Origin of the sequence: Aminobacter carboxidus (assembly GCF_014863355.1) — a bacterium.
Taxonomy (GTDB): Bacteria; Pseudomonadota; Alphaproteobacteria; order Rhizobiales; family Rhizobiaceae; genus Aminobacter; species Aminobacter carboxidus.
In genome coordinates, this window is the sequence record NZ_JACZEP010000001.1 from 900,974 (window position 1) to 913,336 (window position 12,363).

The 12,363-nt window shown below is 63.1% G+C and carries 14 protein-coding genes; 13 read left to right on the plus strand and 1 reads right to left on the minus strand.

What is annotated here, in order from left to right; translation table 11 throughout:
- Positions 1–164 precede the first annotated feature (164 nt).
- From IHE39_RS04165 to IHE39_RS04220, 12 genes are all read left to right on the plus strand, one after another.
- Complete coding sequence (locus tag IHE39_RS04165; protein ID WP_192565604.1) at positions 165–1,418, plus strand: L,D-transpeptidase family protein; 1,254 nt, start codon at positions 165–167, stop codon at positions 1,416–1,418.
- Between the two features lie 179 nt (positions 1,419–1,597).
- Complete coding sequence (gene glyA, locus IHE39_RS04170; protein ID WP_184768839.1) at positions 1,598–2,899, plus strand: serine hydroxymethyltransferase; 1,302 nt, start codon at positions 1,598–1,600, stop codon at positions 2,897–2,899.
- A 141-nt stretch (positions 2,900–3,040) separates the two neighbouring features.
- Positions 3,041–3,505, plus strand: coding sequence for a transcriptional regulator NrdR (gene nrdR, locus IHE39_RS04175; protein ID WP_184768840.1), 465 nt, complete (start codon positions 3,041–3,043; stop codon positions 3,503–3,505).
- Between the two features lie 3 nt (positions 3,506–3,508).
- Positions 3,509–4,633 carry a bifunctional diaminohydroxyphosphoribosylaminopyrimidine deaminase/5-amino-6-(5-phosphoribosylamino)uracil reductase RibD gene (ribD, locus tag IHE39_RS04180; RefSeq protein WP_184768841.1) on the plus strand — a complete coding sequence of 375 codons (1,125 nt, stop codon included), beginning with the start codon at positions 3,509–3,511 and terminating at the stop codon, positions 4,631–4,633.
- Positions 4,633–5,250, plus strand: a complete 618-nt coding sequence (locus IHE39_RS04185; RefSeq protein WP_192566046.1) for a riboflavin synthase — start codon at positions 4,633–4,635, stop codon at positions 5,248–5,250. Before ribD ends, IHE39_RS04185 begins: the two co-directional genes overlap by 1 nt.
- Positions 5,251–5,366: 116 nt before the next feature.
- Positions 5,367–5,831 carry a 6,7-dimethyl-8-ribityllumazine synthase gene (ribH, locus tag IHE39_RS04190; RefSeq protein WP_184768843.1) on the plus strand — a complete coding sequence of 155 codons (465 nt, stop codon included), beginning with the start codon at positions 5,367–5,369 and terminating at the stop codon, positions 5,829–5,831.
- On the plus strand, positions 5,828–6,328 hold the full coding sequence (gene nusB, locus IHE39_RS04195; RefSeq protein ID WP_184768844.1) for a transcription antitermination factor NusB: 501 nt from the start codon (positions 5,828–5,830) through the stop codon (positions 6,326–6,328). Before ribH ends, nusB begins: the two co-directional genes overlap by 4 nt.
- Complete coding sequence (locus IHE39_RS04200; protein ID WP_184768845.1) at positions 6,325–7,527, plus strand: MFS transporter; 1,203 nt, start codon at positions 6,325–6,327, stop codon at positions 7,525–7,527. Before nusB ends, IHE39_RS04200 begins: the two co-directional genes overlap by 4 nt.
- Positions 7,528–7,683: 156 nt before the next feature.
- Positions 7,684–8,595 (plus strand): glycine betaine ABC transporter substrate-binding protein OsmF, encoded by a 912-nt coding sequence (osmF, locus tag IHE39_RS04205; RefSeq protein ID WP_184768846.1) that lies wholly within the window; start codon positions 7,684–7,686, stop codon positions 8,593–8,595.
- Positions 8,596–8,653: 58 nt separating this feature from the next.
- Positions 8,654–9,823 carry an ABC transporter permease gene (locus IHE39_RS04210; protein ID WP_184768847.1) on the plus strand — a complete coding sequence of 390 codons (1,170 nt, stop codon included), beginning with the start codon at positions 8,654–8,656 and terminating at the stop codon, positions 9,821–9,823.
- A complete protein-coding gene (locus IHE39_RS04215) occupies positions 9,820–10,758 on the plus strand; it encodes an ABC transporter ATP-binding protein (RefSeq protein WP_192565605.1) in 939 nt (312 codons plus the stop codon). Before IHE39_RS04210 ends, IHE39_RS04215 begins: the two co-directional genes overlap by 4 nt.
- The gene (locus IHE39_RS04220; protein ID WP_192565606.1) at positions 10,755–11,510 is read left to right on the plus strand and encodes an ABC transporter permease; all 756 of its coding nucleotides are present in this window, start codon (positions 10,755–10,757) and stop codon (positions 11,508–11,510) included. The genes IHE39_RS04215 and IHE39_RS04220 overlap by 4 nt, the downstream gene beginning before the upstream one ends.
- A 2-nt stretch (positions 11,511–11,512) precedes the next feature.
- Here the strand turns inward: IHE39_RS04220 and IHE39_RS30555 are convergent, their stop codons facing one another.
- On the minus strand, positions 11,513–11,728 hold the full coding sequence (locus tag IHE39_RS30555; RefSeq protein WP_246485378.1) for a hypothetical protein: 216 nt from the start codon (positions 11,726–11,728) through the stop codon (positions 11,513–11,515).
- A 94-nt stretch (positions 11,729–11,822) separates the two neighbouring features.
- Here IHE39_RS30555 and IHE39_RS04230 point away from each other — a divergent pair, with 94 nt between their 5' ends.
- Positions 11,823–12,317, plus strand: coding sequence for a DUF2165 family protein (locus IHE39_RS04230; RefSeq protein ID WP_192565608.1), 495 nt, complete (start codon positions 11,823–11,825; stop codon positions 12,315–12,317).
- Positions 12,318–12,363: the final 46 nt, after the last annotated feature.

Sequence of the window (12,363 nt, forward strand, 5' to 3'; positions counted from 1 at the left end):
ATGTGCCAGATCTGCCTGTTCGGCCGTCAGCAACCCGTGCGATGAAGGCGCGTTTCACGCCTTGGTGATGCCGGGTTATGGTTGGCTAATTGTTAAGCATGGCCGTCATATCGTCGCGGGAGATTTCCTGCCGGTTGAGTTGCGCGAATATGTCTGGAACGTCCATGAAAACTAGCCGCCGTTTCTTTCTCACCGGTGCCGGCGCGATCGCCATGGCAGCCTTGTCGGGTGCCGCCAGCGCTCAGGACGTGATCGGCGAAGTTCTCGGTTCGTCGCGCCGCGGCAATTGGGACGACCAGTTCGATGCCCGCGTCAGCCAGGGCGCCAAGGTTGCCAGCACGCTGCCGGTTTTCACGTCGCAGACCGCCGCTTTCACCCAGCAGGCGATAGGCCAGTATCAGAACATCGTCGCCCAGGGCGGTTGGCCGATCGTTCCGGCCACCAAGAAGCTCAGGCTCGGCGTCGAGGATCCCGATGTCCAGGTGCTGCGCAAGCGCCTGATGGTATCGGGCGACCTGTCGGCGCGCGCGGGCCTTTCCGATTCGTTCGACACCTATGTCGATGCCGCCTTGAAGCGCTTCCAGGCACGCCACGGTCTGCCGGACGACGGCGTGATGGGCCAGTACACTTATGCGGCGATGAACATCAGCGCCCAGATTCGCCTTGGCCAGCTTGAGACCAATCTCGGTCGCATCCAGGCGCAGGCCGGCACGCTCGGCCAGCGTTATGTCAACGTCAACATTCCGGCCGCCCAGGTCGAAGCGGTTGAAAACGACCGCGTCGTGCTGCGCCACACGGCGATCGTCGGCAAGGTCGACCGCCAGTCGCCGATCGTCAATTCGAAGATCAACGAGATCGTCGTCAACCCGTATTGGAATGCGCCGGTGTCGATCGTCCGCAAGGACATCATTCCGCTGATGCGAAAGAATCCGAACTATCTGACCGACAACAAGATCCGCCTGTTTGCGCCCGATGGCAGCGAAGTCGATCCGATGAATGTCGACTGGTCGACGGAAGAGGCGGCGAAGTACCGTTTCCGCCAGGATCCCGGCGCCAACAACGCCATGGCTTCGGTCAAGATCAACTTCCCGAGCCCGGATGGCGTCTACATGCACGACACGCCGCAGCAGAGCCTGTTCGGCAAGCTGATGCGCTTCGACTCCTCGGGCTGCGTCCGCGTCCAGAACGTGCGCGACCTGGTCACCTGGATCCTGCGTGACACGCCCGGTTGGAGCCGCTCGCACTTCGAGCAGACGATCAAGTCGGGCGAAAACACCCCGATTCCTGTCACTAACCCGGTGCCGGTCTACTTCACCTATGTCTCGGCCTGGTCGACGGGCGATGGTGTCGTGCAGTTCCGCGACGACATCTATGGCCTCGACGGCGTCGACGAGCTGCAGATCACCTCGGCTCTCTGATCGAGCCATAGCGAACAGTCAAAGGCCGTCCTACGGGGCGGCCTTTTTCGTTGCGGCTATTCTTTTGGCGCAAAGCGACCATGAAATTTCGCGCGGCAAACGTGGCGACGCTGGGGCAAGTGTGTTAATGCGCGCCGAACCTCCCCGATGCCCCCTCCGGACAGCAAGGATCTTTCGCCATGGCCGCTTCGAAACAACTCGAATCCTTCTTTGGAACCCCGCTCGAGGAGGCCGATCCGGAAATCTTCGGCTCGATCCGCAATGAGCTTGGCCGCCAGCGCCACGAGATCGAGCTGATCGCCTCGGAAAACATCGTTTCCCGCGCTGTGCTCGAGGCGCAGGGCTCGATCATGACCAACAAATATGCCGAGGGTTATCCGGGCAAGCGCTACTATGGCGGCTGTCAGTTCGTCGACGTCGCCGAGGAGCTCGCCATCGAGCGCGCCAAGAAGCTGTTCGACTGCAAGTTCGCCAACGTCCAGCCGAACTCCGGCAGCCAGATGAACCAGGCGGTGTTCCTGGCGCTGCTGCAGCCGGGCGACACCTTCATGGGCCTCGACTTGAATTCGGGCGGCCACCTGACCCACGGTTCGCCGGTCAACATGTCCGGCAAATGGTTCAAGGTCGTCTCCTATGGCGTGCGCAAAGATGACAATCTGCTCGACATGGACGAGGTCGCGCGCCTTGCCCGCGAGAACAAGCCGAAGCTGATCCTCGCCGGCGGCACCGCCTATTCGCGCATCTGGGACTGGAAGCGCTTTCGCGAGATCGCCGATGAGGTCGGTGCCTATCTGATGGTCGACATGGCCCACATCGCTGGCCTGGTTGCCGGCGGCGTGCATCCCTCGCCACTGCCGCACGCCCATGTCGTCACCACCACCACGCACAAGTCGCTGCGCGGCCCGCGTGGCGGCATGATCCTGACCAATGACGAAGACATCGCCAAGAAGATGAACTCGGCCGTGTTCCCTGGCCTGCAGGGTGGCCCGCTGATGCACGTCATCGCCGCCAAGGCGGTTGCTTTCGGCGAAGCGCTGAAGCCTGAGTTCAAGACCTACGCGGCAAATGTCGTTGCCAACGCCAAGGCGCTGGCCGCGAGCCTCAAGGATACCGGCCTCGACATCGTTTCAGGCGGCACCGACAACCATCTGATGCTTGTCGACCTGCGTCCCAAGAACGCCACCGGCAAGCGCGCCGAGGCAGCTCTTGGCCGCGCCAACATCACCTGCAACAAGAACGGCATTCCCTTCGACCCGGAAAAGCCGTTCGTCACCTCGGGCGTCCGTCTCGGCACCCCGGCCGGTACGACGCGTGGCTTCGGCGAGGCCGAGTTCCGCGAGATCGGCCAGCTGATCACCGAAGTGCTCGACGGCCTCAAGGTCGCCAATTCGGATGAAGGCAACGCAGCCGTCGAAGCGGCGGTCAAACAGAAGGTCGTCAGCCTGACCGATCGCTTCCCGCTCTATCCTTATCTCGGCTAAGCATCCCTTAGCTTGGCGGGGGCCAGAAAAGGCCTTCACAATTCGAAGCCCCATGCTGGTCGTCCCGGCATGGGGCTTCTGCTTTTGGGGATGATGCATTAAGCCTTTCCCGGTCGAGGATTCGAATGACAAGGCTGAACGATGCGTTGCCCCTATTGCCAGTCTGAAGACACGCAAGTGAAGGACTCCCGTCCTGCAGAGGACGGGGCGGCGATCCGTCGCCGGCGCATCTGCCCGGTCTGCGGTGGCCGCTTTACCACCTTCGAGCGTGTCCAGCTGCGCGACCTGGTCGTGCTCAAGAAGACCGGCCGCAAGGTGCCGTTCGACCGTGACAAGCTGGCCCGTTCGGTCGAGATCGCGGTGCGCAAGCGCAATGTCGATCCCGAACGTATCGAGCGCGCCGTGACCGGCATCGTGCGCCAACTTGAAAGCTCCGGCGAAACCGAGATTCCGTCCGGCGAAATCGGCCGCCTCGTGATGGAGGCGCTGAAGACGCTCGACGATGTCGCTTATGTGCGCTTCGCCTCGGTCTATCGCAATTTCCGCGAGGCCAAGGATTTCCATGATGTGCTGGGGGAGCTCAAGGGCGACGAGGACGCCGGTTGAACGATGGCCAGCAGCAGTGCATTTGAACAAGACAGGATTGATCGCCGCTACATCGCAGCTGCCCTCAGGCTGTCGCGCAAGCATCTCGGACTGACCTCTACCAATCCGGCAGTCGGCACCCTCATCGTCCGCGACGACGGCAATGGCCCGGTCATCATCGGGCGCGGCGTCACCGCCATTGGCGGGCGCCCGCATGCTGAAGCCGAAGCGCTTGCCGAAGCGGGCGAACTGGCGCGCGGCGCCACTGCCTATGTCACGCTCGAGCCTTGCGCCCACCACGGCCGCACGCCGCCTTGCGCCAATGCGCTGGTCACTGCCGGCATTGTTCGCGTCGTCGGAGCAGCCGCAGATCCGGATCCGCGTGTTTCCGGCAAGGGCTACGCAATCCTTCGCAGTGCCGGCATCGAGGTCAAGGAAGGCGTGCTTGCCCGCGAAGCCGCCGATCAGCTTGCCGGCTACATGAATCGTTCGATGAGAAAGCGTCCGGAAGTGATTCTGAAGCTTGCGCTTTCCGCCGATGGCATGATCGGCCGCCGCGGCGAGGGACAGATCGGTATCACCGGCGAGATCGCCCGGCGCCAGGTCCATGTCATGCGCGCCGAATGCGATGCCATCCTGATCGGCATCGGCACCGCCATATCAGACGATCCCGAGCTCACCGTTCGGCTGCCCGGAATGCGTAGCCGTTCGCCGGCGCGTATCGTGCTCGACAGGCTCGCACGGCTGCCTGCGACCTCGAAGCTTGCGCGCTCGGCCAGTGACGTGCCGGTTCTGGTCGCCGCCTGTTCGGAGAGCCCCGCCGCCAACAAGGCCGAACTGGAGCGCGCCGGCGTGAAACTCCTGGCGACCGAGACTTATGGCGGCCGCGTCGCACTTCCTGAATTGCTCGAGGACCTGGGCAACCAGGGCATGTCGCGGATCATCGTCGAGGGCGGTGCTGACACGGCGCGTGCCTTCCTCGACGAGGGCATGGTCGACCGCATCGCACTGTTCTACGGCCCCGAGGCCATCGGCTCCGATGGTATTGCAGCCCCCATTGGTCGCGACCATATACCGGCAGGGTTCGAGCTGGTGCGCGAGGCGCGCTACGGCGAGGACAGCTTCGCCGAATGGATAAGGGAAATCTGATGTTTACCGGGATCGTCACCGACGTGGGTACAGTCGCGTCTGCAGCCCAGCTTGACCAGGGCGTGCGTCTGCGCATCGACACCGTCTATGATCCCAAGACCATCGACATCGGTGCCTCGATTTCCTGTTCGGGCGTCTGCCTGACTGTGGTCACGCTGCCGGAAGCAACGTCCAATGCCCGCTGGTTCGAGGTCGAGGCCTGGGAAGAGGCACTGCGCCTGACCACGGCGAGCGAATGGAAGGCGGGACAGAAGATCAACCTCGAGCGCGCGCTCAAGATCGGCGACGAGCTCGGCGGCCACATCGTTTCGGGTCATATCGACGGCATGGCCGAGATCGTCGCGCGCGAGGACGAAGGCGAGGCGGTACGCTTCCGCCTGGAAGCGCCGCGCGAACTGGCCAGGTTCATCGCGCCCAAGGGGTCGGTTGCACTCGATGGCACCTCACTGACCGTCAACAAGGTCGAAGGCACCCGCTTCGATGTGCTGCTGATCCATCATTCGCTGCAGGTGACGACCTGGGGCGAGCGCAAGGTCGGCGACCGGGTCAATCTCGAGATCGATACCATGGCGCGTTATGCGGCGCGACTCGCCGAGGCGGCCAGGGAAGGGCTCTGACGCGAGGCACCAACCGCGGGTCTTTTGGACAGCGGTTTCCTGCCACAGTGCTTAACACTCCGCTTGCGAACTCACCCGGTTCGGCCTAAGTCAGCCGCTCCTGCCGGAGATTTTACATGGCCAACGACAAGAAACTGAAGCTCCTCATCGTCGAGGCGCGCTTTTACGACGACCTCTCGGACGCGCTGCTGGACGGCGCCAAGGCCGCCCTCGACGCTGCCGGCGCAGCCTACGACGTGGTCACCGTTCCCGGAGCGCTCGAAATCCCGGCTGTGATCTCGTTCGCGCTCGATGCAGCCGATGACGAAGGCACCGAGTATGACGGTTATGTCGCGCTCGGCACCGTCATCCGTGGCGAAACCTATCACTTCGACATCGTCGCCAATGAATCCTGCCGCGCGATCATGGACCTGTCGGTCGCGGAATCGATCGCAGTTGGCAATGGCATCCTGACCGTCGAAAACGACGACCAGGCCTGGGCACGTGCCCGCCGCACCGAAGGTGACAAGGGTGGCTTTGCCGCGCGTGCAGCCCTCACTATGATCGCCATACGCGAAAAACTCGGAGCAGCCCGCTCGTGACGTCTCCTGAAGATAACGGCCAGCCGCCCGTCCGCCACGCCAACAAGCGCGGTGCTGCCCGCCTGGCCGCCGTCCAGGCCCTGTACCAGATGGACGTCGCCGGCAGCGGCCTGCTCGAAATCACCGCTGAATACGAGGCGTTTCGCCTTGGCAAGGAAGTCGACGGCGCGCTCTACCGCGAAGCCGATGCCCAGTGGTTCCGCGCCATCCTCGCCGGCGTCGTCGAAAACCAGAAGTTTGTCGATCCCGTCATTCGCGAGGCCTTGACCGAGGACTGGCCACTGTCGCGGCTCGATTCGACGCTGCGCGCCATCCTGCGTGCCGGCGTCTATGAACTGATGAAGCGCCAGGACGTGCCCGTGGCGGTGATCGTCTCGGAATATGTCGACATCGCCAAGGCTTTCTATGCCGACGACGAGCCCAAGCTCGTCAATGCGGTGCTCGACCGTGTCTCGCGTAAGCTGCGCGGCGAAGGTAAGGGCAAGGACGCGCTATGATCGGTGGCGAACGCGAAGCGCGGCGAACAGCATATATTCTCGCCGCATCGCAAGCCATCATCGGTTCCGCTGCCCCGATAGCCCTGTCCATTGGCGGGCTCGCCGGTTTTTATCTGCTCGATACCGACAAGTCGCTGGCGACAGCGCCTGTCACCGGTTTCAGCGTCGGCATGGCGCTTGGCGCGCTGCCTGCTGCCGCGATCATTCGCGGCCTCGGCCAGCGCAGCGGCTTCATGTTCGGCACCGCCGTCACCGCTGCCGGTGGCGCGATTGCGACGCTCGCCTTGTTTCGCTCGGAATTCTGGCTGTTTGCCTTCGGCCTGCTGGTCATCGGCGTCGGCAACGCCTTCGTGCAGCAGTTCCGCTTTGCCGCCGCCGACAATGCGCCGCCTGAATTCAAGGCGAACGCCATTTCGTTCGTGCTGGCCGGTGGCATCATCACCGCCATCCTCGGGCCGCAGATCGTCATCTTCACCCGCGAAATGTTCGCCCCCATCATGTTCGCCGGCTCCTTTGCCTCGATCATCGGGCTTTCGGCCGTCGGCGCGGTGATCCTCGCCTTTCTGCGCGTCAAGGCAAGTGCTGGTGCCGTTGCTGCCGTGGATATGGCCGACGCGCGCCCACTGATGGAAATCGTCACCCAGCCACGTTTCGCCGCGGCTCTGATCTGCGGCGTCGGCACCTACACGCTGATGAGCTTCGTCATGACCGGCGCGCCGCTGGCAATGGTCGGCTGCGGCTTCTCGCCCGACGAAGCGACCCTAGGCATTTCCTGGCATGTCATGGCGATGTTCGGGCCGAGCTTCTTCACCGGCCGGCTGATCCAGCGCTTCGGCGCCGAACGCATCGTGGCGCTCGGCCTGCTGCTCTTGATCTGCTGCGCTGTCGTTGCTCTTTCAGGCATTGCCTTGTGGCAGTTCTGGACCGCGCTGATCCTGCTCGGCCTTGGCTGGAATTTCGGCTTCATCGGCTCGACCGCGATCGTCGCAGACACCTATCGCCCGTCGGAAAAGGGCAAGGTCCAGGGCTTCCATGACTTCGTCCTGTTTGGTGCTGTCGCCTTCGCCTCGCTGATGTCCGGTGCGGTCTACAACGCCTATGGCTGGGAAATGCTCAACTGGATCGTCTTCCCGGTCTGCGCCGTGAGCCTGGGGGCACTTGCGACTCTGTCACTGACAAGCCGGCGACAAGCCACCTGACAGAACGCTGTCGGCAGCATTGGCCGCCGATTTCTTCGGACCACAAAAAAATATTGCGCAAGCACTGCGCATTGTGAAACCGTATGCCCCGACGAACGTTAGGTCGCCATGCTCTTATGCGGCCACCGAATTCCGGGAACGAGAAGGGGTTTCACTATGCGTCACACCACAACAATCGCCGCAGCGATCATCGCGCTCGGCCTCGCCACCAGTGCCGCGAGCGCGCAGGTGGTGGTCTCTTCCAAGATCGACACCGAAGGCGGCGTGCTCGGCAACATCATCAAGGCCGTGCTTGACGCCAACAACATCGCCACCACCGATCGCATCCAGCTCGGCGCGACGCCCGTCGTGCGCAAGGCGATCACTGCTGGTGAAATCGACATCTATCCCGAATATACCGGCAATGCCGGCTTCTTCTTCGAAAAGGCCGATGATCCGCTCTGGAAGGACGCCGCCAAGGGCTTCGAGACCGCCAAGCAGCTCGACTACGACGCCAACAAGATCGTCTGGCTGTCGCCGTCGCCGGCCAACAATACCTGGGCGATCGCCCTGCGCAAGGACGTTGCCGAGGCCAACAAACTCGCAACGCTAAGTGATTTCGGCAAATATGTCGCCGGCGGTGGCACTGTCGTGCTCGCGGCCTCGTCTGAATTCGTCAATTCGGCTGCGGCACTCCCGGCCTTCCAGACGACCTACGGTTTCACGCTCAAGCCCGAGCAACTGATCACGCTTTCGGGCGGTGATACGGCTGCCACCATCGGTGCGGCCGCCAACCAGACCAACGGCGCCAATGCCGCCATGGTCTATGGCACGGACGGCGGTATCGCGCCGTCCGGCCTCGTCGTGCTCGACGACGACAAGGGCGTGCAGCCGGTCTACCAACCGGCGCCGATCATCCGTGAGGCCGTGCTCAAGGAGCACCCTGAGATCGAGACCCTGCTCAAGCCGGTGTTTGAGAAGCTCGACCTTGTCACCTTGCAGGAACTCAACGGCCGCGTTCAGGTTGGTGGCGAGCCGGCCAAGGCAGTCGCTGAAGATTTCCTGAAGAAGAACGGCTTTCTGAAGTAAGCTTCCCCGGCGCGCCTCTTTAGGGGCGCGCCGACGGAACCGGGGACGCATCGCGGTCGTGAGCATCAGGTTCGACAAGCTGGGTGTGGCGATCGCCGCGATCACCTGTTATGGCGCTTTCGTGGCGCCTTTTGCCACTTTTCGCGCCAATCGTATCGTGGCTGGCGAACCGCGCTCGATCATCGAGGCATTGCCGCAACCGCTGGGCCTGGTTCTTCTGGCCATTCTGGTTGCCGCTGGCCTCGTTGCACTGTTCAAGACGCCCCTCGGTGCCCGACTTGGTGGAAGCGTTGTGGCCCTTGCTTCGCTGGCACTGCTGATCGGCCTTGCAGGCAGCCACCTGACCCCTGAAGGCAACACCTTCGCCCGGATATCTCCGGCCTCCGGCTTCTGGTTTCTGATCTTTTCCTTCACTTTGCTGCTTGCCGATGTCCTGACCCGGCTCGAGCTTTCGCCGGTCGGGCGTGTCGTCGTGCTTGTGGCGGCGGCTGTGGCGATCTGGTTGCTGCTTGCCTCCGGTCAATGGGACAGCCTGTCGATCCTCAAGGAATACGCCAACCGCGCCGACAGTTTCTGGAACGAGGCGAAGCGCCATGTCCAACTCGCACTCGGTTCGCTGGTTGCCGCCACCATTGTCGGCCTGCCGCTCGGCATCCTGTGTCACCGTGTCGAGGTGTTGCGGGACGGGGTACTCAATGTGCTCAACATTATCCAGACAATCCCCTCCATCGCACTGTTCGGCATCATGATCGCGCCGCTCGGCTGGGTCGCGGCCAACATTCCAGGTGCCTCGGCGCTCGGCATTCGCGGCATCGGTGCCGCGCCGGCTTTCGTCGCTCTGTTTTTGTATTCGCTGCTGCCGGTGGTCGCGAACACGGTCGTCGGCCTGGCCGGCGTGCCGCGCGCAGCCAACGACGCGGCACGCGGCATGGGCATGACCGGCTGGCAGCGGCTCACAAACGTCGAATTCCCGCTCGCCTTTCCAGTCATTCTCACCGGCATCCGCATCGTCCTGGTCCAGAACATCGGCCTTGCCACCATTGCCGCGCTGATCGGCGGCGGCGGCTTCGGGGTATTCGTTTTCCAGGGCGTCGGCCAGACGGCGATGGACCTTGTCCTGCTCGGCGCGGTTCCTACGGTGGCGCTGGCCTTTGCCGCGGCCATCATCCTTGACGCGGTGGTCGAGTACCTCGCGACCCGTAAATCCGCTGAGGTGGCTCTGGCATGATCGAAATCGAACACGTCACCAAGCGTTATGGCGAAACGACTGTTGTCGACGACGTCTCGATGGTCATCGAGCCGCGCACGGTCACGGTGATCGTCGGCACCTCCGGCTCGGGCAAGACGACGCTGCTGCGCATGATCAACCGCCTTGTCGAGCCGACCTCCGGCACGATCAAGCTCGACGGAACCGACAATCGCTCGGTGCCTGGCCACGAGCTTCGCCGCAGCATCGGCTACGCCATCCAGGGCAATGGTCTGTTCCCGCACCGCACCGTGGCGCAGAACATCGCCACCGTTCCCGCGCTGCTCGGCTGGGATACCGGGCGCATCAATGGTCGTGTCGACGAGTTGCTGTCGCTGCTGCAGCTCGATCCCGCAGCCTTCGGTCCGCGCTATCCGCATGAACTGTCGGGTGGCCAGCAGCAGCGTGTGGGCGTAGCCCGCGCGCTCGCCGCCGAACCCAATGTGCTGTTGATGGATGAACCGTTTGGCGCGCTCGACCCGATCATCCGCACCAAGGCGCAGGAAGACCTGCTGGCGATCCAGAAGCGCTTCGGCACCACCATCATCCTCGTCACACATGACATGGAGGAGGCGGTGCATCTTGGCGACCGCATCGCCGTCATGGATGCCGGTCGCCTGATCCAGTACGCGACACCCGCCGAGATTCTTGCCAGACCCGCCAATGACTTCGTCGAGACGCTGATTGGCGCAAGCGATCGCCCGTTCAAGCTGTTGTCGCTGGGCACTGTCGGCGCAGCGGTCGAACCCGGCCAGGCCTTGGGCGAGGGGATTCGGGCCGAGGCGAGCCAGCGCGACGCGCTGGCCGAATTGTTGTGGTCGGGACGCGCCGCAATGCCTGTAACTGCCAAGGATGGTTCAGCCCTTGGCCGCGTCACGGTCGAGGGCCTTTTGAAACGTGCCGCGAGGCCGCAATGAAGGCCTGGATTCCGCTCCTACTGCGCTTTTGCCTCTTGGTGTTGCTGATAGCGTTCCTGACCAACCCACTGTGGTTCGAGCCGCTGCTCAAGCCGCTGACGCAGAATGGCGCGCCCGCGATCTACAATCAGGGCAGCCTGCTGTCGCTGGCGCTGCTGCATCTGCGCACAGTCGCCATTGCTACCGTTGCGGCGATGGTGGTTGCGGTCGCGCTCGCCATCCTGGTCACCCGGCCCGTCGGCGCCGAGTTCCTGCCCTTGTCGCGCTCTCTGGTGAACATCGGCCAGACATTTCCGCCGGTCGCGGTGCTGGCGCTTGCCGTTCCCGCCGTCGGTTTTGGTGAGAAGCCGACGCTGATTGCCTTGTTCCTCTACGGTCTTCTGCCGATCTTCGAAAACACGCTGACCGGGCTTACCACCACGCCGGCCAACATTGTCGAGGCCGCCCGTGGTGCCGGCATGACCGGCTGGCAGCGCCTGCTCAAGGTCGAACTGCCGCTCAGCGTGCCGGTCATGCTCGCAGGGATCCGGCTCTCCGTGGTCATCAGCCTCGCCACCGCCACCATCGGCTCCACGGTCGCCGCCAAGACGCTCGGCGAAGTCATCATCGCTGGCCTGCAATCCAACAACCTGGCCTTCGTGCTGCAGGGCGGCCTGATCGTCGCGGCCCTTGCCGTGCTGATCTACGACGCGTTGTCTGCACTTGAACGCATGGCGGCAAGGCGCATGGGGCAGGTGGCGCAGGCTGCCTAGCCCTACCGGCCACGCACAGGGTAATCGAGGGTGATTTCGAGCCGGTTGCCGGTTGCACCCACGATCCAGCGGCGGCGCAGCACCGCGAAATCATGGCTGGTGCCGGTTGCCGAAACGGTCACGACGTCGCCTGTCTGGCATTCCGGCGAGAGCGCCAGCCCACTGAGCACACCGTCCAGCCCGGCCTTGCCGGCATAGATCTTGGCAGAACCTGTCAACGCGACATCGGCCGTCTGGCCTGTTGCACCGCTGCCGAGACTCGGTGATTGATCTGGCTGATGCCCCGATACGTCTTTTGAAGGAGTTTTTGCCATGGTTTGGCGTCTCTCTAAGATCGTGATGTGTCTTTGTCTCGCAGCTTTCGCCTTTCTTGTCGCGTTCGGCAATATCACCGACTACGGCTCCAACTTTGCTTTCGTCCAGCACGTCTTGAGCATGGACACCACATTCCCCGGCAATGCCCTGATGTATCGCTCGATCACCAGCCCGACGCTTTGGACCGTCGGCTACTGGCTGATCATCTGCGGCGAGGCGCTGACCTGTATCCTGTTCCTGATCGCCGCGCTGAAGCTTTGGCAGGCGCGCAAGGGTTCCGGCCGACAATTCGACGACGCCAAGGGCTTCGTCGTCATCGGCGCGACCATGGGTTTCCTGGTCTGGTTCCTCGGTTTCATGGTCGTTGGCGGCGAATGGTTCGCCATGTGGCAGTCAAGTACCTGGAACGGACAGGAAGCCGCGTTCAAATTCTACATGTCGATGTTGGCCGTGCTCATCTTCGTCAATCAGCCGGATCGCGATCTGGCCTGATCCAGCGCATCGGCCCGAAAATCGGAATCGATTTTCGGAAAGCACG